The sequence below is a fragment of the Sulfitobacter litoralis genome (assembly GCF_900103185.1).
Taxonomy (GTDB): domain Bacteria; phylum Pseudomonadota; class Alphaproteobacteria; order Rhodobacterales; family Rhodobacteraceae; genus Sulfitobacter; species Sulfitobacter litoralis.
The window spans coordinates 57,056-77,530 of sequence record NZ_FNJD01000011.1 but is presented as its reverse complement, the minus strand read 5'-3'; the positions used below and the strand labels follow the sequence as shown (position 1 = coordinate 77,530).

25 protein-coding genes are annotated in these 20,475 nt (G+C 60.5%); 11 read left to right on the top strand and 14 right to left on the bottom strand.

Going from position 1 to position 20,475, the window contains the following annotated elements:
- Window positions 1-22 precede the first annotated feature (22 nt).
- Complete coding sequence (locus BLQ98_RS10565) at window positions 23-895, bottom strand: alpha/beta fold hydrolase (RefSeq protein WP_093733283.1); 873 nt, start codon at window positions 893-895, stop codon at window positions 23-25.
- Window positions 896-1,063: 168 nt separating this feature from the next.
- Between BLQ98_RS10565 and BLQ98_RS10560 the strand changes: the two genes are divergently transcribed.
- A complete protein-coding gene (locus BLQ98_RS10560; protein WP_093733282.1) occupies window positions 1,064-2,437 on the top strand; it encodes an MATE family efflux transporter in 1,374 nt (457 codons plus the stop codon).
- A 20-nt stretch (window positions 2,438-2,457) separates the two neighbouring features.
- On the opposite strand, the gene BLQ98_RS10555 is transcribed toward BLQ98_RS10560, so the two are convergent.
- Together BLQ98_RS10555 and BLQ98_RS10550 are read right to left on the bottom strand one after the other, a co-directional pair.
- Entirely contained in the window at window positions 2,458-2,853 is a 396-nt protein-coding gene (locus BLQ98_RS10555) for a hypothetical protein (protein ID WP_093733281.1), read from the bottom strand.
- 22 nt (window positions 2,854-2,875) lie between these two features.
- Entirely contained in the window at window positions 2,876-4,078 is a 1,203-nt protein-coding gene (locus tag BLQ98_RS10550; protein ID WP_093733280.1) for a pyridoxal phosphate-dependent aminotransferase, read from the bottom strand.
- 89 nt (window positions 4,079-4,167) lie between these two features.
- On the opposite strand from BLQ98_RS10550, the gene BLQ98_RS10545 reads away from it, so the two are divergent.
- From BLQ98_RS10545 to BLQ98_RS10535, 3 genes are all read left to right on the top strand, one after another.
- Window positions 4,168-4,566, top strand: a complete 399-nt coding sequence (locus BLQ98_RS10545) for a helix-turn-helix domain-containing protein (protein ID WP_093733279.1) — start codon at window positions 4,168-4,170, stop codon at window positions 4,564-4,566.
- Window positions 4,559-4,825: a succinate dehydrogenase assembly factor 2 gene (locus BLQ98_RS10540; protein WP_093733278.1), complete on the top strand. Its 267-nt coding sequence runs from the start codon at window positions 4,559-4,561 to the stop codon at window positions 4,823-4,825. The genes BLQ98_RS10545 and BLQ98_RS10540 overlap by 8 nt, the downstream gene beginning before the upstream one ends.
- 112 nt (window positions 4,826-4,937) lie before the next feature.
- Window positions 4,938-5,438 carry a MarR family winged helix-turn-helix transcriptional regulator gene (locus BLQ98_RS10535; protein WP_093733277.1) on the top strand — a complete coding sequence of 167 codons (501 nt, stop codon included), beginning with the start codon at window positions 4,938-4,940 and terminating at the stop codon, window positions 5,436-5,438.
- A gap of 21 nt (window positions 5,439-5,459) precedes the next feature.
- Here the strand turns inward: BLQ98_RS10535 and BLQ98_RS10530 are convergent, their stop codons facing one another.
- The 5 genes from BLQ98_RS10530 to BLQ98_RS10510 all read right to left on the bottom strand — a co-directional run bounded on the left by BLQ98_RS10530 (window position 5,460) and on the right by BLQ98_RS10510 (window position 9,727).
- On the bottom strand, window positions 5,460-6,152 hold the full coding sequence (locus tag BLQ98_RS10530) for a DUF1194 domain-containing protein (protein WP_093733276.1): 693 nt from the start codon (window positions 6,150-6,152) through the stop codon (window positions 5,460-5,462).
- Window positions 6,149-6,859, bottom strand: a complete 711-nt coding sequence (locus BLQ98_RS10525) for a DUF1194 domain-containing protein (protein WP_093733275.1) — start codon at window positions 6,857-6,859, stop codon at window positions 6,149-6,151. Before BLQ98_RS10525 ends, BLQ98_RS10530 begins: the two co-directional genes overlap by 4 nt.
- A gap of 4 nt (window positions 6,860-6,863) precedes the next feature.
- A complete protein-coding gene (locus BLQ98_RS10520) occupies window positions 6,864-7,298 on the bottom strand; it encodes a VOC family protein (protein ID WP_093733274.1) in 435 nt (144 codons plus the stop codon).
- A 69-nt stretch (window positions 7,299-7,367) separates the two neighbouring features.
- Window positions 7,368-8,735 carry a tetratricopeptide repeat protein gene (locus BLQ98_RS10515; RefSeq protein WP_244148420.1) on the bottom strand — a complete coding sequence of 456 codons (1,368 nt, stop codon included), beginning with the start codon at window positions 8,733-8,735 and terminating at the stop codon, window positions 7,368-7,370.
- A 32-nt stretch (window positions 8,736-8,767) separates the two neighbouring features.
- Window positions 8,768-9,727 carry a thymidylate synthase gene (locus tag BLQ98_RS10510; RefSeq protein WP_093733272.1) on the bottom strand — a complete coding sequence of 320 codons (960 nt, stop codon included), beginning with the start codon at window positions 9,725-9,727 and terminating at the stop codon, window positions 8,768-8,770.
- Window positions 9,728-9,928: 201 nt separating this feature from the next.
- Between BLQ98_RS10510 and thyX the strand changes: the two genes are divergently transcribed.
- The 3 genes from thyX (at window position 9,929) to BLQ98_RS10495 (ending at window position 12,508) form a co-directional block, all read left to right on the top strand.
- Complete coding sequence (gene thyX, locus BLQ98_RS10505; RefSeq protein ID WP_093733271.1) at window positions 9,929-10,858, top strand: FAD-dependent thymidylate synthase; 930 nt, start codon at window positions 9,929-9,931, stop codon at window positions 10,856-10,858.
- A 79-nt stretch (window positions 10,859-10,937) separates the two neighbouring features.
- Complete coding sequence (locus BLQ98_RS10500; RefSeq protein WP_093733270.1) at window positions 10,938-11,798, top strand: DUF4238 domain-containing protein; 861 nt, start codon at window positions 10,938-10,940, stop codon at window positions 11,796-11,798.
- 416 nt (window positions 11,799-12,214) lie between these two features.
- The gene (locus BLQ98_RS10495; protein WP_244148419.1) at window positions 12,215-12,508 is read left to right on the top strand and encodes a hypothetical protein; all 294 of its coding nucleotides are present in this window, start codon (window positions 12,215-12,217) and stop codon (window positions 12,506-12,508) included.
- Between the two features lie 60 nt (window positions 12,509-12,568).
- Here the strand turns inward: BLQ98_RS10495 and BLQ98_RS10490 are convergent, their stop codons facing one another.
- Complete coding sequence (locus BLQ98_RS10490; protein ID WP_093733269.1) at window positions 12,569-12,775, bottom strand: cold-shock protein; 207 nt, start codon at window positions 12,773-12,775, stop codon at window positions 12,569-12,571.
- A gap of 153 nt (window positions 12,776-12,928) precedes the next feature.
- Between BLQ98_RS10490 and BLQ98_RS10485 the strand changes: the two genes are divergently transcribed.
- Window positions 12,929-13,249, top strand: coding sequence for an ArsC/Spx/MgsR family protein (locus BLQ98_RS10485; RefSeq protein WP_093733268.1), 321 nt, complete (start codon window positions 12,929-12,931; stop codon window positions 13,247-13,249).
- Between the two features lie 3 nt (window positions 13,250-13,252).
- On the opposite strand, the gene BLQ98_RS10480 is transcribed toward BLQ98_RS10485, so the two are convergent.
- From BLQ98_RS10480 to thrS, 5 genes are all read right to left on the bottom strand, one after another.
- The gene (locus tag BLQ98_RS10480; RefSeq protein ID WP_093733267.1) at window positions 13,253-13,783 is read right to left on the bottom strand and encodes a DoxX family protein; all 531 of its coding nucleotides are present in this window, start codon (window positions 13,781-13,783) and stop codon (window positions 13,253-13,255) included.
- A 1-nt stretch (window position 13,784) separates the two neighbouring features.
- On the bottom strand, window positions 13,785-14,534 hold the full coding sequence (locus BLQ98_RS10475; protein ID WP_093733266.1) for an HvfC/BufC N-terminal domain-containing protein: 750 nt from the start codon (window positions 14,532-14,534) through the stop codon (window positions 13,785-13,787).
- Window positions 14,531-15,379 (bottom strand): MNIO family bufferin maturase, encoded by an 849-nt coding sequence (bufB, locus tag BLQ98_RS10470; RefSeq protein ID WP_093733265.1) that lies wholly within the window; start codon window positions 15,377-15,379, stop codon window positions 14,531-14,533. The genes BLQ98_RS10475 and bufB overlap by 4 nt, the downstream gene beginning before the upstream one ends.
- 91 nt (window positions 15,380-15,470) lie before the next feature.
- Window positions 15,471-15,773, bottom strand: coding sequence for a BufA1 family periplasmic bufferin-type metallophore (locus tag BLQ98_RS10465; RefSeq protein WP_093733264.1), 303 nt, complete (start codon window positions 15,771-15,773; stop codon window positions 15,471-15,473).
- A 219-nt stretch (window positions 15,774-15,992) separates the two neighbouring features.
- Entirely contained in the window at window positions 15,993-17,942 is a 1,950-nt protein-coding gene (gene thrS / locus BLQ98_RS10460; protein ID WP_093733263.1) for a threonine--tRNA ligase, read from the bottom strand.
- Between the two features lie 172 nt (window positions 17,943-18,114).
- Between thrS and BLQ98_RS10455 the strand changes: the two genes are divergently transcribed.
- From BLQ98_RS10455 to BLQ98_RS10445, 3 genes are read left to right on the top strand one after another with little or no spacing between them, the layout of a single operon-like run.
- On the top strand, window positions 18,115-19,395 hold the full coding sequence (locus BLQ98_RS10455) for an MFS transporter (protein WP_093733262.1): 1,281 nt from the start codon (window positions 18,115-18,117) through the stop codon (window positions 19,393-19,395).
- 59 nt (window positions 19,396-19,454) lie between these two features.
- The gene (locus BLQ98_RS10450; protein WP_093733261.1) at window positions 19,455-19,688 is read left to right on the top strand and encodes a hypothetical protein; all 234 of its coding nucleotides are present in this window, start codon (window positions 19,455-19,457) and stop codon (window positions 19,686-19,688) included.
- Window positions 19,689-19,690: 2 nt separating this feature from the next.
- A complete protein-coding gene (locus tag BLQ98_RS10445) occupies window positions 19,691-20,440 on the top strand; it encodes an alpha/beta fold hydrolase (RefSeq protein ID WP_093733260.1) in 750 nt (249 codons plus the stop codon).
- The last annotated feature ends 35 nt before the right edge of the window (window positions 20,441-20,475 follow it).

The following is a 20,475-nucleotide window of genomic DNA, read 5'->3' as shown; positions in this document are numbered from 1 at the left end:
CGCGGGACGGGGCAGGCGTGGCCTAAAGCCAGTTCAGAATGGCCTCCGCCGCCTCTTGCGGTTTTTGGTGGTGCAGCCAGTGATCCGCGCCCTCGATGGTGACGCGGGTCAGGTCTGGGGCGTACGCCTCAAGCCCGCGGGTCGTTTCGGGCAGCAGCGCGGTATCGTCCGTCCCCCAGACCAACAGGTGCGGGCAGCGGACCTGCAACCGCGCCGGATCAAAGCTCAGCGCGTCGTCAATCGCCTCGCCCTCGGCCCCCAGTCTCAGCGGTGAGGCGCGGTACCAGTTCACCATCCCGCGCAAGCCCGCTGCATCACGCCATGCGCCTTTGTACCCCGCCAGCGTCTCGCCCTCTAGCCAGCTCATATCCATATGCGCCGAGAACAGTCCCATCAGCTTGTCGAAATCATCCGCGGCCAGAATATCCTCTGACCCGTCACGGCGTAGGAAATGGATGTATTGCGACGCGTCCGTCTGCGCGCCCCCCTTAGCTAGCTCGCGCTGGAACGGGGCAGGGTGGACGCCGTTCATGATGATCAGTTTGGACACCAGATCAGGCCGCCCGATGGTCAGCGCATAGGCGACAGAGGCCCCCCAGTCATGTCCTAGCAAGATCACCGGTTCATCCCCGATCAGTGCCACCATATCCGACACCAGCTTTGCGGTCTTATAGTGCTCTACCTCGGCCGGTCGCCAACTTTGACCATAGCCGCGCTGGTCGGGGGCGATGCAGTGAAACCGGTCGGCCAGCAGCGGGGCCAGATCGTTCCACGCGCCGGAGTATTCTGGAAAGCCGTGCAACATCAAAAGTTTGGGGGCATCCTTGTTCCCCCAGTGGCGGATAAAGAACGGGTAGCCGTTCAGCTCTGTGGTTTCGGTCCAATGGGCGGTCATCACGTCTCCGTTTCATCACTGTCTTAGGCGGGGTAGGCACGAACATCCCCTTTGCTCTTGTTGACCGGACTGTGGCCCGCGCAGCGTCAGCGTGCAAGCCCGTCTGGCGGCACCACCCCAGGGCCATCGGCTCTTTCCTTGGCGGCGGCTCCGGCGTAGGAAAGGTGGATGAGAAAACACATGACATATCCGGGCCACGCCCGGGCCATCACCGTGATGGGGCTTCCGCTTGTGGGCGGGCATTTGGGGCAGATCGCGATCGGGGTCTCCGACACGGTTATGGCGGGCTGGTACAGCGTCGAGGCGCTGGCCGCTGTCACCCTCGCCAGTACCTATTTCTTCGTGCTGCTGATCTTTGGATCGGGCTTTGCATGGGGCGTGATGCCGCTGGTCGCCGCCTTTGACGCGGAAGGCGACGAGGTCGGCCTGCGCCGCGCCACGCGTATGGGCATGTGGCTGTCGATGGGCTTTGCCGTGCTGGCACTGCCGCTGATGATCTGGTCGCGGCCCATCATGGCGCTGATGGGGCAGGATCAGGCGCTGGCCGATATGGTGGACGGCTATCTGTTCATCGCCGCTTGGGGCATTTTCCCCGCGCTGATGGTCATGGTGCTCAAAAGCTACCTTGCCGCGCTGGAGCGGACGCAGGTCGTGCTGTGGATCACGCTGCTGGCAGGCGTTGCGAATGTGTTGGCCAACTATGCGTTTATCTTCGGCAACTGGGGCGCGCCCGAACTGGGCGTGCGCGGTGCGGCCATCGCCTCTGTCACGTCGCACAGCGTGTCGCTGGTCGCCGTGGTGGTCTATGTTTTATGGAAAATGCCGCAGCACCAGATGTTCGTCCGTCTCTGGCGCCCCGATTGGGAGATGCTGGCCCGGGTGTTCCGCCTTGGCCTGCCCATTGGTTTCACGGGGCTAAGCGAGGTCGGGCTGTTCGCGGCCAGCGCCGTCATGATGGGCTGGCTGGGCACGGTGGCACTCGCCGCCCACGGCATTGCGCTGCAGCTGGCGTCAATCACATTCATGGTGCACCTTGGTATCAGCAACGTTGCCACCATTCGTGCGGGCAATGCCTATGGCCGCCGCGATCCGGCGCATCTGGCGCGTGGTGCGATCATGGCGACAGTGATGTCGGCGCTGGTCGCAGTGGTCACGGTCTTTGTCTTCGTGATGTGGCCCGAACCCCTGATCAACCTGTTCATGCAACGTGATGAACCCGCCCGCGAACAGATCCTTGCGATCGGTGTGGCACTGCTGGCGATGGCGTCGCTGTTCCAGCTTGTCGATGGCGCGCAGGCCGTGGCCCTGGGCATTCTGCGCGGGGTGCAGGATACCACGGTGCCGATGATCCTTGCTGGCTTTAGCTATTGGATTGTGGGCATGCCGGCGTCGTATCTGCTGGGATTTGTCTTCGACCTCGAAGGGGTGGGGGTCTGGCTCGGGCTGGTCTTTGGTCTTGGGGTGGCGGCAATCCTGCTGAATGCACGCTTCTGGGGCAGCGTGCTGAAACGGCTGGGGCCAACCGCACCCACTGCCGCGTAAGGGCACCCGCGACCGGCAGCTTAGGGCAGCCGGTCGGCTTTCTTGCGCACCAGCGTGCTGCGCAGATCATGCATTGCCAAAAGCAACGCGTCCGTCACAGCATCAAGCTGTTCATCTGTGGCCTTTGACTGCACCCATTGCGTGGTCAGGTTGAGGTGATCGACAGCGCGGTGAATATCGTCGATGTCGCGCTGCGCCAGCACCTGCGCGCGCGCGTTCATCCACTGGCGGATACGCTCTATATCACCGTCCGATAGCACACGGTCGCCCTGCGGCTTGATCTCGCCGTTGCGGATATTCACAACGGCGATCTGGTCCATCTCGATCCGCCGCTGGCGGTTCTCTGCATCCACGCGAAACACAGCCGCGCCATTCTCGCGCACGCGAAAGTAATACTCTGGCAAATCGCTCGACATGGCGGCTCCTTTTGGGTCCGGCTTAGCTTAACGCGGCGCAGAACTTCTGCAAACGCATGCAGGCTTCTTTCAGTGTTTCATCCGAGGTGGCATAACTGATGCGGAAGTTCGGGCTAAGCCCGAAAGCCGCGCCAAAGACGACAGCAACGCCAGTGTCTTCCAGCAGCGCGGTGGCGAAAACCTCGTCATCGGTGATGGTGATCCCCGACGGGGTGGTCTTGCCGATCAGCCCTGCGATGGACGGGTAGACATAAAACGCGCCCTCGGGTTTGGGGCAGATCACGCCGTCGATCTCGTTCAGCATATCCACCACCAGATTGCGACGGCGGGTGAACATCTTGTTGTTCTCTGCAATGTAGTCCTGCGTGCCGTTCAGCGCCTCGACCGCCGCCCACTGGCTGACGGTGCAGGGGTTCGACGTGGATTGCGACTGTACCTTGCGCATCGCGCCAATCAGCTTTTCCGGCCCCGCAGCATAGCCGATACGCCAGCCGGTCATGGCATAGGCTTTGGACACACCGTTAACCGTCAGCGTACGGTCATAAAGGGCAGGCTCCACCTGCGCGGGGGTGCAGAATTTAAAATCATCATAGGCAAGATGTTCATACATATCATCGGTCATTACCCAGACCTGGGGGTGACGCATCAGTACATCGGTGAGCGCCTTCAGCTCATCCCAGCTATAGCCCGCGCCCGTAGGGTTCGACGGCGAGTTGAAGATGAACCATTTCGTGTTGGGCGTGATCGCCTCTTCCAACGCCTCAGGCGTCAGCTTGAAATCATTCTCCAGCGTCGCAGGCGCGATCACCGGCGTGCCACCGGCCAGCAGCACCATATCGGGGTAGCTGACCCAATAGGGCGCAGGGATCACGACCTCTTCACCGGGGTTCATCGTGGCCACAAGCGCGTTGTACAGGATCTGCTTGCCACCCGTCCCGACGCTGACCTGCGACGGGGTATAATCCAGCCCGTTGTCACGCTTGAACTTGACGCAAATCGCCTGCTTCAGCTCGGGGATGCCGTCAACGGCGGTGTATTTGGTCTTGCCCGCGGTGATCGCGGCGATACCAGCGTCCTTGATGTTCTGGGGTGTGTCGAAATCCGGCTCTCCGGCCCCCAGCCCGATCACATCCTTGCCTGCGGCCTTCAGCTCGGCAGCTTTTTGGGTCACGGCGATGGTGGGCGACGGTTTTACGCGCGCAAGGGTCTTGGACAGCAGTTCCATTTCGGCCTCAGTTTGATATGTGTACAGCACCCTCATAGGGCGCACCCCCGCACCGATCAAGCCAGATTGGTCCAAACAGGAGAGACGCAATGACCGAGAACGAAGACTGGTACGCATCCGACGTGGCAACCTTTGGCGACCGGGTCGCTGCCGCGCGCGAGAATGCGGATATGACGCAAGCCGCGCTTGCCAAGCGCTTGGGGATCAAACAATCCACCCTGCGCGGCTGGGAAGACGACCTGTCCGAACCCCGCGCCAACCGCTTGGCAACGCTCGCGGGCGTTTTGGGCGTGTCGATGATGTGGCTGATCAATGGCGAGGGTGACGGGATCGACGCCCCCGATGATGCCCAGACCTCGGATGACAACATCAAAGAAGCATTGATCGAACTGCGCGACATGCGCGCCGATCTGTTGAAACGGGCGGAACAAATGGGCCGTCTAGAAAAGAAACTACGCCGGATTTTCAAAGGGACCACCCATGGCTGAGCTGCACGAACACAAGGTCAAACGTCTGCATATGCGCTCCATGCGGCGCGGTATTAAGGAAATGGATCTCATTTTACCTTCTTATGCCTCAACCCGCCTTGCGGCGATGGATGACGCCGCGCTGTCGCTGTATGGTGAAATGCTAAGCGAGAATGATCACGATCTTTATCAATGGGTTACGGGTCAATCCCCCGCGCCAGAACCCTTTACTGCGCTGATCGCGGACATCCAGACTCATCTGGCTGCAAACCCGCTTTAGGCGCGGTTTGCGCATTGGATGTCGGCCGCGCTACGCCGGCATCCGCCCAGTTTAACGATATATTTTAGTTTTATCTTCAGCTTCCGCCCCAATCGCAATGTCGGAGTTGAATATGAGCATCCAAAACCCCATCCCCCTTCCGCCGTCAGAGGCGGGATTCATGCAAAGCTACCTCGATGCGCTCGGGCTGGTGGAACGATTGCACCGTTTGCTGCTGGACGTGATCAAGGACGAATTCGAACGTGTCGGCGTGATTGAGATCAATCCGGTGCAGGCGCTGCTGCTGTTCAACGTCGGCGACAATGAAGTCACCGCCGGAGAGCTGAAAAGCCGCGGTTATTATCAGGGCAGTAACGTCAGCTATAACCTGAAAAAACTGGTGGATATGGGCTATATGCACCACCAGCGCTGCCAGATCGACCGCCGCTCGGTTCGGGTGCGGCTGACCGGCAAAGGGCGTCACATCAGCGGCGTCGTCTCGGACCTTTTTGGCCGCCACGCCAGCGGGTTGATGAACAAGGGCGCGCTGGGCGCATCCGGCATGGATGACATCACCCGCTCTCTCAAACGGATGGAACGATACTGGACAGACCAGATCCGCTATATCTACTAAACGGTGCGGCGGGAGGGCATGCTATTCGGCCAGTTGCGCCAGCGATAGCACTGCCAGTTCGCGCAGCAGCTTGGTGGTCATGGCCGATTGATAGGCGTCAAACCCCGCGGCGGGCAGGGCAAAACCTGCGGGGCCGGTGACCACCTCTGCCGCGAAATACGCCGTCAGGGGCGCATCATTCCCCGCCGGTTCAATAACCAGCGCATTCACGGTCACGTCTTTGCCAGCCAACTGCTGTTTCACATCGCGAGGGCGGGGCCCAAGGTTAGAGGTGCCGTCGCCTGAAATATCCAACGTGTGCTTTAAACAGTTGGGCTGCTGCGCAAGATACGCCGCCCCCGCCGCCATCGCCACGCCAAGCGCGGTGCCGGGCGACGCTGCCGAGCGTTCAACCTGGCGCAACCTGTCAATCATCTCCTGCAAGGCGGCACCATCCGTGATCGACCGCCAGGGTGCGATCACGCGCTGGTCTGTCGGGCCGCTCCATTCATAGACCAGCAGGGACACCGGCGCCTCTGGTGCCGACAGGATCGCCGCGCGCACCAAAGGGTCGTCCAAGGCCCCCGCGACGCCATCCAATTGCAAGTGATACTCTCGTGCATCAACGGACCCTGACACATCCAGCCCCAGCGCTAAAGCCTGCCGACAGTCCGCCAAACCCGCCGACGCCCAAAGCGTTGCGCCGACAGCAGCCACAGCACCGGCGCGGATCATCCCGCGTCCTTGGCCACAGGCAGGCTGCCAATCGCAGGGGGTGTCAGCTCGCGTTCCAGCTTGATCCGCATGGCACGTTCAAAATCCTCGAACCCGTTGGCGATCACCAGAAACGCACCGGGGCCGTGCAAGACCTCGCGTTTGTAAAAGGCGATCAGCCCCGTCTCGGCCTCGAAATCGGCGGCATTCACCACCAACCCGTTGACAGTCACATCGTCAAAATCGAACGACTGATAGGCCAGTTGCGGGCCAAAGCCTTCGTTGTTCTGACCATCCCCAGCCAGATCAATCGTCTTGTACAAACAACGTGGTGCCTGCGCCATCACCGCCGCGCCAAAGCCCAGCGCATAGCCCATCGCCGTGGGGAAATCATTATGACTGCGTGTGCTGCCCGCTACCACGCCCGCCGCGCGCGTCAGATCATCGGGGGAATTGATCATTTGCCAGTCCAGCACCATCTGCTGATTATAGCGCCCCGACCATTCATAGACCGCCAGCGCCACCGGCAGATCGCTGGCGAAAAACGCCCGCCGCACGGGATCGGATAGCAGCGCGGCGGCGGTCCCGCCACGCTGTAAACGGTCCTCGACCGCATCGACCGAACTGGACACATCCATCGCCAGCACCAGCGCCAGCCTGCACTCCGCCGCCCACAGGACAGCAGGTGCAAAGCCCAGCGCAGTGGCAAGGAAAGCCGTCCGGATCATCGGCCTACCAGTGGCCGGTATTTTCCATGCTGGCCCAAGGTTCCTGCGGCTCGAGCCGATCCCCTTCTTGCAGTAATTCAACCGACACATTGTCGGGCGACCGGATAAAAGCCATATACCCGTCGCGCGGAGGCCGGTTGATCGTGATCCCGTTCTCTTGCAGCATTTTGCAAGTTTCGTAAATGTTCTCAACGGTATAGGCGAGATGCCCGAAATGGCGGCTGTCATCTGGCAGCGCATCGTCGCCGTCCCAGTTATAGGTCAGCTCCACATCCGCATGGCCGTCGTCCTGCCCGGGAGGGCACATGAAAATCAGCGAAAACCGCCCATCCTCATTGTCGATCCGGCTGCGCTCTTTCAGGCCCAGCAGCTCGTAGAAGGCTTGCGATTTCTCCAGATCTTTGACGCGCACCATCGTGTGCAAATATTTGATCGGCATGGGGTCGGCTCCTTTGCTTTCATCTTCGACACGCAGAGTAGCACGGCTGGCTGCAGTTGCCAGCGGATGTCAGAATTTTGACTGAAATCCTAGCGACACAGAAAGCTCACGTGTTTCAAACCGGCTGACGTTAGAACGTGTCCGTCCGGCGCGAAAATTCACGCTAGGGGCAAAGCCGGCGTAATCCACATCCGGCAGCAGGACGTTCACATCTGCATAGGTCGCGTAATCTTGTTTGCCGCCGGGCACACTAAACACCGCGACATAGTCGTCATAGTCGGTTTTACCCAAGACCAGACCCGCGCTCACTATGGCCGGACCAATCTGGTCGGCAAAACTATAGGTCAGGCGTAGCGACGCCGCCGTCGACGCATAGTTGATGAAATCGCTTTCGGTCTTGCGCAGGTTGACCGAGAGCCCGATCCCGTCGCCCCCGGCCACCGTGTGGGTCGCGCCCGCGCTTACCGACGCAGTGCTACTATCGAAAAAATGCGTCCGGTCGCTAAAACGCTCTTCGATAGCGGCCCCGAATGAGACGGACGTCGCAGCTGAAACCTGCCAACGGTGCCCTAGTCCGACCCGCGCGAATGTATAGCTGCGATTGCCGCCGGACCAGTATTCACCAACCGATCCCGTCACATCAACCGTGTTGCCTCGTGTCCCAACCGCATAGGTCTGCCGCAATGTAACGTCCGCATAAGTCGCGCCGAAGTCACGATTGCGTACTTCAGGCGCAAGGTGGTGCGATCTGCTATCAAGCGCGATACGTTGCACAAAAAGCCGCGCAGCGAGGTCTGTGCGTGCCCTGTCTGTACTGCGCAACCGATAGCCAGCGACAGCGTCAACGGTGCCCACCACGCCGGATAAGGCCTGCGCACCACCACTAAGCCGGCCCGTAAACGGCAGCCCGTCGATGACCTGCTGTGCGGTGTCGGCTCCGTTGTTGACGTTGCTCGATGGCTTCACGCCACCGCTGATAGAAAAACGAAACGGGTTTTCGCGCCGCACACGGGCATAATCCCGTGCAAGCTGCTCTTCGATCTCGGGGGAGGGCGCATTTTGCACCGCGCGCCGCAGCCAAAGCTGTGTGCGTGTCGGACGCCCTTCGGCAAAGGTCAGGCGTGCGGCCAGCTCTGCTGCTTGGAACTTCTGTACCGTCGTCTCGGCATAGCGGTAAGCCCGCGCCGCTGATCTTCGCCCTGCAGTCGCGTCGCCCATATCCGCATGTGCCGTCGCCAATACGTAATGCGCATAGGGCGAACGTGGGTCAGCAACCAGCAAACCATGCGCAATCTGCGACGCGAGGGCAGGCCGATCCCCCTGCAACGCATGCACCGCCAGCGACCGCGCTTCGGGGAGGGTCAACGCCAGTGACGGTTCTGCATGGACAGGAGCAGCCGCCAGCAGGCAGCCGCAGGCCAACGCGCCGTTCCTCACCTGCTGGGATAGGGCCGCGATACGCACGAGGGCTATCGGACGGGCTGGTCGCAGATCGGGTCTTCACCGGGCTGGCCGCACTGCGTGAGCACAAACGCGCCATATTCGATGGGCGTGCCTGATCCCCCTATCCCAATGTGGTTTTCGGCATGGATCACCCCTGCCACCTCGGTCGCCCCAAGGCCGCCAAAAATGCCGCCGTATTCGCCGACCGGAGTATCCGATTGTGACGCGACACCGAAAAACGAACCGTCATCCGCGATGCCTGTATTATCCAGCGCTATGTTTGCCGCTTTGAACGGATCGGCCGAATTGGGATCAAGACCACCGGCCGCATTATAGTCGGTAACCTTGCGGTCATAAATGATCCCTGCAACCGCAGCGTCGGTAAAGTCTCCCGTCAGTACCACTTTGCCGGTCACCTCTGCGGCTTGACGGGACAGGGGGGCGGTATCAGTCCCCGGTGTAACTTCTTCCAGATCCTCACCAGACCCGGACCCGTTCAAAAGCCCCACATAATTCCCCGCATAGGTCACCAGCCCGCCCTCGGATTGCGCGCCCGCAGCGACCGGCGCGGAATAGGATGTGCTGCTATAGGCCGCGCCTGAAAAGACCTGCTCGAACTGGCCGCCCGTCATCACGACAGCGGCGCGGGTGCCGTCTATATCTTTGACATACGCGGTGACATGGCGGTCCAGCGACCCGTCCTGCGCGGTGTAGGCCTCATAGCCGTTGCGGTCCAAACCGGGGCGGCGGCGATAGGCAGCAGTGAACGCGCTGTCATCTGCGGTGATGCCGGTGATCGACAGAGTTTCCGACGCCGGATCATAGCTAAAGCTCTTCAGGTCATTGGTCAGCGCTTCGGGGATCGCACTTGCCCCCGTGCTCCCGTCCGTCCCCGTATCGACGTCTACCTTGCCGTTAAACGGCGTGCCACTACCACATGCTGCCAAAAATGCGCACAGCGCCAGCGCTGATGTCCCGAATTTCATAACTGTCTGCCTCGAAAATTTCTTGATTATTGCCGCGACAGTCGCCAATCCCGCGCCCGTCTGTCAACGCTACACCGCACCGCCCATGCATTTGCCGGCAAAGTGCATCCCAAAAACAATACCGCATATGGCGGTTCCTGTGCCTTGCTGCCGCAGATATAGTAAACCCCGAATCCACGCCCATATGACAGGACGCCCCCCATGCCGATCAGCCCCGACCAACAAGCCGAAATCGACGCCCTGCGGGCAGAGCCGAAACAGACCCTGCGCGCCGTCTCCGAAGGCATGGAGGCGCATCTCTACAAGGCCATTCCCGTGCTCGACCACGGCTTTGTGCGCGTCATCGACTATATGGGCAACGACGAAGCGATCTGTCAGGCGGCCCGCGTCAGCTATGGCCGTGGCACGAAATCGGTCCAAAACGACGAAGGCCTGATCCGCTACCTGATGCGCCACTGGCACTCCACCCCCTTCGAGATGTGCGAGATCAAGCTCCACGTCAAACTGCCCGTCTTTGTCGCACGCCAGTGGATCCGTCACCGGACCGCCAACGTCAACGAATACTCCGCCCGCTATTCGATCCTTGACCGCGAATTCTACATCCCCGAACCCGCCCATGTGAACGCGCAAAGCGTGGTGAACAATCAAGGCCGCGGTGGCGTGCTCGAAGGCGCCGAGGCCGCCCGCGTGCTCGAGACTCTCAAATCCGACAGCAACCGCGCCTATGACAACTACGAGGCGATGATTGCCGAAACCGGCCCCGACGGCGAACCCCAGGACGGTCTGGCGCGAGAGCTGGCACGGATGAACCTGCCGTCGAACATCTACACGCAATGGTATTGGAAGGTGGACCTGCACAACCTGTTCCACTTCCTGCGTCTGCGCGCCGATGCCCACGCCCAATACGAGATCCGCGTCTATGCCGATGCCATCTGCAACGTCGTCGCCGACTGGGTCCCCGCCGCCTACCGCGCCTTCGAGGATTACCGTCTAGGTGGCGCGACTATGTCAAATACAGCCCTTGAGTGTATCCGCCGGATGGTCAAAGGTGAGGACGTCACGCAGGAGACCTCTGGCATGAGCAAGGGGGAATGGCGGGAGTTTATTGGAGTTTTGAACGACCCCGCATAGCGGGGTCAAAAGGCTCCAGTGGAGCGTTTTGAGTTCAAAACGGTCGCGCAAGCCTGCGCGGCCAAGGGGGGGGTAGTAGATGCCGTCTAATCGCTCAAAAAAGCATCACTATTTGCCAGTAGGCTTCCAACGAAGATTTATCGAAGGTTACGGCGAACTCTTTTACTCCAAACGAGATGAAACAGGAAAGTTTTCGTCAGCTTCACCACGGAATCCTGCGAATGTTTTTTTTAAGAGAAACCACAATACTCGTTATATTGATGGTCAACCTACTGACGTGGTCGAGAAGGAACTGTACAGCGTTGTTGATGATTGTCTTTGCAAGCTGGTTGACGAAATTCGCCCACTAATTAGACGGAACGAAAACTTTAACATCGCTGATGATAGCGACTTTACGCTTCGAATTATTTTTATCGAAATGATGAGAAGGAGCCCCGAAGCGCAAAAAGACTTTGCTGATAGCTATCGTTCTAAACTTCGAAGTATCCAATCCGACCTTATTGAGAGATACCCAGAAAGAATTGGCGAGATTCGACGAGTCGTCGAGACTCGAAACGATGACTTAGAGGAAATGCAGAACGTTCAATTACAGGTAAGGACGACTTACCCTGAAAGCCTTTTGCGAGGTATGGAGGGTATGCGTTTCCGCTTTGCGTTACTTCCAGACAATGCAATGTTTATACTTTCTAGCAATATGATCCAAAGGCTTTCTAATGGAGGCGATGGCAGTTTGGATAATGCTCTGACAGAGTTGTGGTTACCAATTGATCCCCATATTGCAATTGTCGCGGCTCGAGTGTCTTCGGATTTTTCACAATTCGTACATTTCGATAGAAAGTTCGCGAAAGAGTATAACGATCTGGCAGTTGGTCGCTCGGATGAAATCGGGTCACCTAGCTCAAAGCTTTTATCGGCGCTAATCAGACGTCGTATGCGGTAAACCCCATTGCCCAATCTCTGATTGGGCAGCGCCCGAACCGCCCCCACGGGGCGGGCGCTTTGCTTCCCACCCCTCGGTTCGGGCGCGGCGGTCCCGATTTAGGTCACCTCATACACCCCCGGCGAAATGCTTGCGCATTCCGCGTTCGGCCCTTTGAGCCGTCCACCAGACTGCTCAGTCCAACCAAGCCGGACCATGCCTCACGCCAACGAACGCACCACACCGCACGCCACTCTAACCAAAAATAAACAAACAATAACAATAGGTTAAGTTACCCATGGGTAACCCGAGGCCCGACGGCGGCGCAAAGCCCGCCCCGCCAATCCCGCCAGCCTCCAGCCCCAAAAGGCGAAAAAGCTAGACTTGGCGCTTAAGTCTGGGCAAATTAAAGGAAATTGAAAAGAACGGGGGATATTATGCGTCTGACAACAGGAATGATCGCCGGATTGGGTTTGATGGGCGCGGTTTTGCTGCCCGCGCAGGTCTCGGCAGAGCCAAAAATCTACGCCTATCCGTCCTCCGCCAACTTCTGCCCCGCAGGGCTTCAGCCGGTCACAATCTCCGGCGTGATCTGCTGCGGCACGCCGAACACGGCCACCAGCTACCAGCAGATGATGTCGCACCCCGCGCCGAAAAAGCACAAGGTCCGCCACTATCACCCGCGCCGCGCCAGCTATTCTTGCGTGCCGGGCGAAAAGGGCTGCCGCTAAGCCGCAGCCCCGATTGATGCCCGCATAACTGGATCCGGCGCCCCTCGGGCATCGGATTCTTTACAGCAGCTCCAGTTCCGTCGCCATCTGACGCCCGTCGCGCCCCTCGGACATCTCGAACGACACTTTCTGATCGTCCGCCAGACCGGTCAGACCGGACTGTTCCACTGCCGAAATATGGACAAAAATATCCGACCCGCCGCTCTCCGGCGCGATAAATCCGTATCCCTTGGTGGTGTTAAACCATTTGACTGTACCCGTAGGCATATCTCAACGCTCCTCATTACTCGCTGTCGCAGGCCCGAAAATTGCTTTCGCCGCCCCACGCGGTAAAAGGTTGTTCGCCTGCGTCGAAAATCAAGAAATTTTGCAGCGCACGATTATCCTAGGACATATGAAACCCGAAAAAGTGAGACAAGAATGCTGATCTACGGTCTGAAAAACTGCGATACCTGCCGCAAGGCGATCAAGGCGCTGCCCGACGCGCAGCTTCTCGATGTCCGCCAAGACGGTGTCCCCACTGACGTTCTGGCCCGCGCCCACGCCCGCTTTGGCGCAGCACTGATGAACACGCGCTCCACCACATGGCGTGGTCTGGACGATGCCGAACGCGCCTCCGATCCGCTTGAACTTATGGCCACCCATCCCACGCTGATGAAACGCCCCCTCATCGCCGTGGGGGAGCATCTTTACCTCGGCTGGAACGACACGACCCAAGCCGAGGTCAAAGCCGCGCAGTAACCCTCAGCGGCGGCGCGCCAGCAAAATACGGTCCAGCGCCACCGGCCCGCCGCCCCTGACCACCAGCACCACCAGCAGCAGCACCCAAAGCCCGCGTTGGTCCAGAATGGTTCCGTCCGGCAGACGGTCAAACCACTGGCCAAGCGCGCTCCATTGCCCGTGGCCGTACAGATCCGTAAGCGATTGCAGCACCACAAAGCCGATCATCCCCAAAGCCGCAAACCGCGTGAACAGCCCCACCACGATGAGCGCCGGCAGCACAAACTCCGCCAGCGTCCCCGCATAGGCCACCAACCCGTGCAGCGGCGAAAGCGCTGTCGCGTCATAGCCCGCCGCCTCGAACGCACGGGGGAAAATCTGGACATAGGCACCGGTGCTCAGCGTCACCAACCCGTCGAGTTTGGTAAGGCCGGAGGCAAAGAAATACTGCATAAGGACGGCAGCAAATAGAAACCGTGCAAGCGTCGGCAGCAGCCAGTCCTGCGCTGAAATCCAGTGGGTGGCGCGGTCATAAAGGGTGAGGGTCTTCAGCATCTTATCCGCCGTTCTTTGCGCGAAATGCGCCAGTTGCAAAGCACAGTCCCAAGGCCGCACCAAGATCGAAATCAGGCACAAGCGCCAGCGCGGTGTCATGGGCCTGATCAAGCGTTGCGCCCTCGGCCAATGCGGCGAACCAATCACCGCCGCCGGGGGGCAAAAGATGCGGGGCGGGGTCAAACTCGGGGCGGGTGATCAACACGTCTTGGGCCTGCATTTGCGGCTTGGGGGCATCGGCCTGCATGTTGAACCGCCAGATATCAAAAAGCGGCCAGCTTGACCGCAGCAAAACCGTCGCAGGGGCGGGGATGAGCTGTGTTTGCATCATCTCTTCTGGCGTAAGCTGCTGGAACGTTTCGAGGTCAAAGGGCGCACTGTCAGCCGCGTGGTAGGATCGGCGCAAGGCAAGGTCGAGGCGGGCGCAGTCGGGCAGGTAACCCATTTTAGACAATTGCGGTTGTGCGGCGAGAAAGTCGGGAAAATCAGCGCCGTAATGCATCATGAGCGGAGAGGTCGGCGGGTGCGCACGGACGTAGGCAGGGGCCAGCCGGTCGAAATTCTGCGTGCCTAATACTTTGAGCACCAAGGGAAAAGCGCTGTGCAGCGCTGCAATTAAGGAATGGGTGACGTTGTTGCGGTAGACGTCATAGCGCGTGTCGGCGGGCGCGCCAGCGGCACCGCGCAGCCCCTCGGGGCGGTCCTGCGTCGGGTCCAGCAGGGGCGTACGAAACCGTTGCAGCGTGGTCATCGGGTCAGCACATCCGCCGCACGCTCTGCCTCTGTGCGCAGGGTCGGCCAGTCGGGCACGTCATTGTCCCATTCCACCAGCACGGGCTTGGGGCCGGTGCGGTCCAGCGTATAGGCCAGCAAATCCCAGACGGGGTCGACAACGGGGCGACTGTGGCTGTCGATCAAAAGCGGCTGGTTGAAACCAACGCTGTCTTCTTCGTGGCCGCCAACGTGAAGCTCGCCCACGGCGTCGACCGGATAGGCGTCGATATAGTCGCGGGGCGCGAGACCAAGGTTTTGGGCCGAAATGAACACATTGTTGACATCCAGCAATAAACCGCAGGAGGTTCGATGGGTAAGTTCGGCTAAAAAGTCGGTTTCAGACAAGGTGGATTCATCAAAGGCGAGGTAGCTGGAGGGGTTTTCCAGCAGCATTTGACGCCCAATTGTGTCCTGAACCTGACTGATGTGGTCGGCCACGCGGGACAGGGTGGATTCCGTATAGGGCAAGGGCAACAGGTCGTTCAAAAATTCGCTCTCATGGGTGGACCAGGCCAGATGTTCGGAAAAACTGGCGGGCTTTGCCCAGTCGCAGAGCTTTTTCAGACGGGCCAGATGGTCACGATCGAGCGGCATTTCACCACCGATGCTGAGGCCGACACCATGGACTGACAGCGCGAACTTTTCGGACAGCGCGCGCAGCTGCGCAAGGGGACGGCCGCCGTCGCCCATGTAATTCTCTGCATGGATTTCGATCCACTGTACCGGACCAGGATCGTCTTGCAGGTCTTTGAAATGCTGGGGTTTATAGCCAACGCCGGGGCTGGCGGGCAGGGTGGCGAAACGGGCGGTTCCGTCTGGCATGGGGGGCTCCCTATCTTAGGGGTCGCGTAAGGGGCCTGCGCAGCCGGATGCTCCGTGCTGCACAGGCGAGGGGTTTAAGCCGCAAGGGGCCTTAGGCTGGCAGATCGCGGTCCAGCGCTTCGAGCGAACCCATACGCTCGGAGCCGTCAGCCATTTCGGGCAGCTCCATCTCGGCGCAGGTGCCTGCGTCAACCAGCGTCCAGGCGTTGCCTTGGTAATCAGTGACGGATGTGCCGGCGCATGTGGTGCCGGGGCCTGCTGCGCAATCATTCTGACCGGCAAGTGCCACGCCATAGCATTTTTCTTTGGATGCCGCATTGGCTGTTGTGCCATGAGCGGACATGGCTGCGGCAACAGCGCCGGCAACGGCGAGGGTTTTCATTGTGTTGGACATTGGTGTTTCCTCCTGATTGGGTTGCGTGTCGATAAGGACATTAAGCCGCGGGGGGTGCGACAAAGCTACTCACATCAAAGTGTGTCACAGAGGCGTCAGGAAATCGCCGGTTTTTTTGTAACAATGCGTGAGAATCCCGCGTCGTAAGGCGCAATTTTGAAACATAGTGACAGGATCGGGGCGCAAGATCGTTGCGCCCCGAGAGGTTTGTTACAGGTTTCAGCCGCGCAGATCGGGCGGTGTGGCTTCGATGCCCAAGGCGTTCGCTACGTCCGATAGTGCCTGAACGGAGGTTTGCTTTTCGCCCAGACGACGCACCGATACGGTTTTCTCTTCGACCTCGCGGCCACCGACCGCAAGGATCACCGGCACTTTGCCGACCGAATGTTCACGGACCTTGTAGTTGATTTTCTCGTTGCGGACATCCGCCTCGGCGCGGACGCCTTGTGCCTTAAGAGTGGCGACGACCTCGTGGACGTAGTCATCGGCCTCTGAGGTGATGGCGGCCACGACAACCTGACGCGGGGCCAGCCAGAAGGGCAGTTTGCCTGCGTGTTCTTCGATCAGGATGCCGATAAAACGTTCGAATGATCCCAATGTCGCGCGGTGCAGCATAACGGGGCGGTGTTTCGCGCCATCCGACCCGATATAGGTCGCATCAAGCCGTTCGGGCAACACGAAGTCCACCTGATGGGTGCCACATTGCCAGTCGCGGCCGATGGCGTCGGTCAGCACAAATTCCAGTTTCGGGCCATAGAACGCGCCTTCGCCGGGGTTGAGCGTGGGTTCGATGCCAGCTGCGCGGGTGGCAGACAGCAACGCGGCCTCGGCTTTGTCCCAGACCTCGTCCGAGCCGGAGCGTTTTTCAGGCCGGTCCGAGAATTTGACGCTGAAGTTTTCAAACCCGAGGTCTTTGTAGATGCCGGACAGAAATTCGATGAACTTGGCGGTCTCGGCTTCGATCTGGTCTTCGGCGCAGAAAATATGGCCGTCGTCCTGCGTAAAGCCGCGCACCCGCATGATCCCGTGCAGCGCGCCCGAGGGTTCATAGCGGTTGCACGACCCGAATTCGGCCATGCGCAGGGGCAGGTCGCGGTAGGATTTCAGACCCTGGTTAAAGATTTGCACGTGGCAGGGGCAGTTCATCGGTTTCAGCGCGTTGACCGATTTTTCGCGGGCATGTTCCTCGTCCACTTCGACGATGAACATGTGGTCTTGGTATTTCTCCCAGTGGCCGGAGGCTTCCCAGAGTTTACGGTCCACGACCTGCGGTGTGTTCACCTCGACATAGCCGCCGGCGCGTTGTTTGCGGCGCATGTAATCCTGAAGCTCGGTATAGATGTGCCAGCCGTTGGGGTGCCAGAAGATCTGGCCCGGCGCTTCTTCTTGCATGTGGAACAGGTCCATCTCGCGGCCCAGCTTGCGGTGGTCGCGTTTGGCGGCCTCTTCGAGCATGTTCAGGTGCGCTTTGAGCTTTTCCTTGCCGGTGAAGGCCACGCCGTAAATCCGTTGCAGCATCGCGCGGTCGCTGTCGCCGCGCCAATAAGCGCCCGCGATGGACATCAGTTTGAAGGCGTCGCCGGGGACTTGGCCGGTGTGTTGCAGGTGCGGGCCACGGCAGAGGTCTTGCCAGTCGCCGTGCCAGTACATGCGCAGCGGCTCGTTGCCGGGGATGCTGTTGATCAGCTCGACCTTATAAGGTTCGCCCAAATCCTCGTAATGCTTGATCGCGTGGGCGCGGTCCCAGACCTCGGTCCGGACGGGGTCACGCTTGTTGATGATTTCCTTCATCTTCTTTTCGATCAGGCCAAGGTCTTCGGGGGTGAAGGATTCCTTGCGGTCAAAGTCATAGTACCAGCCGTCCTTGATGACGGGGCCGATGGTGACCTTGGTATCGGGCCACAGGTCCTGCACGGCGCGGGCCATGATGTGGGCAAGGTCGTGGCGCACCAGCTCGTTCGCTTGCGCTTCGTCGGCCATGGTGTGGATCGCGATGTCGGCATCTGCGTTGATCGGCCAGGCCAGATCAAAATGCGCACCGTCCACGGTGGCGCTGATCGCTTTTTTGCCAAGCGATTTGGAGATGTCGTTGGCCACGTCGCCCGCAGTGATACCTGCGTCGTACTGACGTGCGTTGCCATCGGGAAGGGTGAGGGTGATCTGGGCCATTCGGGCCTCCTCGTCGGTTTGGCGCCTACGAGACGCCCGGTTGCGGGTTATATGCGTTCGGCCTGTTTGGCGTCGGTGGTCTGGGTTGTCAATATCACGGTGGGGTCCTTTCCTTGGCGGCCCCATGCGATAGATTGCAGGGAATTACCAAGAAGCGACGGGACCGGAAGATATGCAAGATGATATGGCGCAGCGGGCGTTTGATACCCTTTCGGGGGCAGAGGGCGACGCGCAGGACCTGTCGCCCCACGCGCAAGAGGCCGAGGCCCGGAACGCCCTGCGCCATATCGCCAGCCTGACGATGACCAAAGTCGCGGACGGGCTGATTGACCCCAAGCTGATGTTGTCGTGGCTGCTGACAGCGCTTGGCGCGCCAGCGGTCTATGCGGGGGCGCTGGTGCCGATCCGCGAGGCGGGGGCGCTGCTACCGCAGATCGTGATGGCGGGCTGGGTGCAAGCGATGGCGCGGCGCAAATGGGCTTGGGTCGCGGGGTCTGCGGGGCAGGGCATTTTCGCGGCGTTGATCGTGCTGGCGGCGCTCACTTTGGACGGATCAGCGGCGGGGCTGGCAATTTGCGGGGCGCTGGCGGGGCTGGCGGTCAGCCGTGCCGCCTGTTCGGTGTCGTATAAGGATATTTTGGGCAAGACCGTGGGCAAGTCGCGGCGCGGATCGATCACGGGCACGGCGGGATCCGTTGCCGCGGGCGGTGTGCTGGTGCTGGCGCTGTTGCTGATGTCAGGGCTGGTGCAGGATCGCGGCGTGGTGATTGCGGCGATTGCGCTGGCCGCGCTGCTGTGGGGCGGGGCGGCGCTGCTGTTTTCAACGCTGGACGAGGCCCCGAGCGACAGCGCCAAGGCCACGCCGGCCAGCTTTGCCATCCTCAAAGAAGACGCAAACCTGCGACGGTTCATACTGGTGCGCGGGCTGTTGGTCGCCACATCGCTTGCGCCGCCGTATTTTGTGGTGCTGGCGGGGGGCGAGGATCAATCCGCCCTCGGCCAGCTTGGCGCGCTGGTGCTCGCCTCGGCCTTGGCGTCGCTGCTGAGCTCGTACGTCTGGGGGCGGTTGTCGGATCGGTCGAGCCGCCGTGTGCTGATGTTGACCGGCATTGTCGGTGCAGTGGCGATGGTGGGGGCGGTGGCGCTGGCGCTGCTTGGCATGGCGACGCAGATCTGGGCGATGCCGCTGGTGCTGTTTGTCCTGATGATCGCCTATCACGGGGTGCGGCAGGGGCGGTCGACCTATCTGGTGGATATGTCGCCCAAGGACCAGCGGTCGGCCTATGCCGCCGTGTCCAACACCGTGATTGGCGGGCTGCTGCTGATCGCCGGTGTGGCGGGTGGCGGCGCGGCACTGATCGGGCCAGTGGCAACGCTGGTTTTATTCGCAGCCATGTCCGCGGCGGCGGCGTTGGCGGCGCTTGGCCTGCGCGAAGTCGAAGCGGCGGATTGATCGTTGGGGCCGCGCGCCGTATGACTGGGGCGCGCATTTGACCCAAAGGGGGGAAGCCCATGTCCAAACACAACCGCAACTTTGAGCTGACGATCAGCGATATCGACCTGATCGAAGCGGCCTTGCATGTGACCAAACGTGATCTGTCGATGGACGCGCTGAATGAAACGGCATCGATGCTGCCCGCCGATGCCGCCAAAGACAGCCTGCGCCGGATCGACGATCTGCTGGGCCGTCTGCACAATCAGAAAATCTTTTATCGCCCCGCCAAGGGCACCTATCTGGGGGGCTGAGGATGACGGCTCCGATGTATCTGGAAACGCCTCAAGGGCGGCGGCTGGCTTATCACAAGACCGACGGAAAAGGCCCTTGCGTGGTGTTTCTGGGCGGTCTGAAATCCGACATGATGGGCACCAAGGCGGTGTTCCTTGAAGACTGGGCCAAACGCGAGGGGCGGGCGTTCTTGCGGTTCGATTATTCGGGTCACGGGGAATCCTCTGGCGCGTTTACCGACGGCTGCATTGGCGATTGGGCCGAAGATACCTTGGCGGCGGTAGCAGCACTGACCGAGGGGCCGATCTTGCCGGTGGGGTCGTCCATGGGCGGCTGGCAGTCGCTGCTGTTGGCGCGCGCGCTGCCGTCGCGGATCGCGGGGCTGGTGACCATCGCCGCGGCCCCTGATTTCACCGAAGACGGCTATTGGGCCAGCTTCACCGATGCGCAGAAACAGACTTTGGCCGAGACGGGGCAGGTCGAACTGCCGTCTGATTATATGGAGCCTTACATCATCACCCGCCGGATGATCGAGGACGGGCGCGCACAGCTGGTGCTGCGCGATCCGCTGCATCTGCCGTTCCCGACGCGTTTCCTTCAAGGCACCGCAGACACCGCCGTCAGCGTTGCCACCGCTGTGCGGCTGCTGGAACATGCGCAGGGGCCGGATATGCAGTTGCAACTGGTCAAGGATGCGGACCATCGCTTTTCCGACGACCGCTGTCTGGGCCTGCTGATCCAAGCGGTGGAAGAGGTCGCCGCCGCGGCCTGAGGGAAAGGGGCTTCGCCATGCGCAAACCGGCCAGC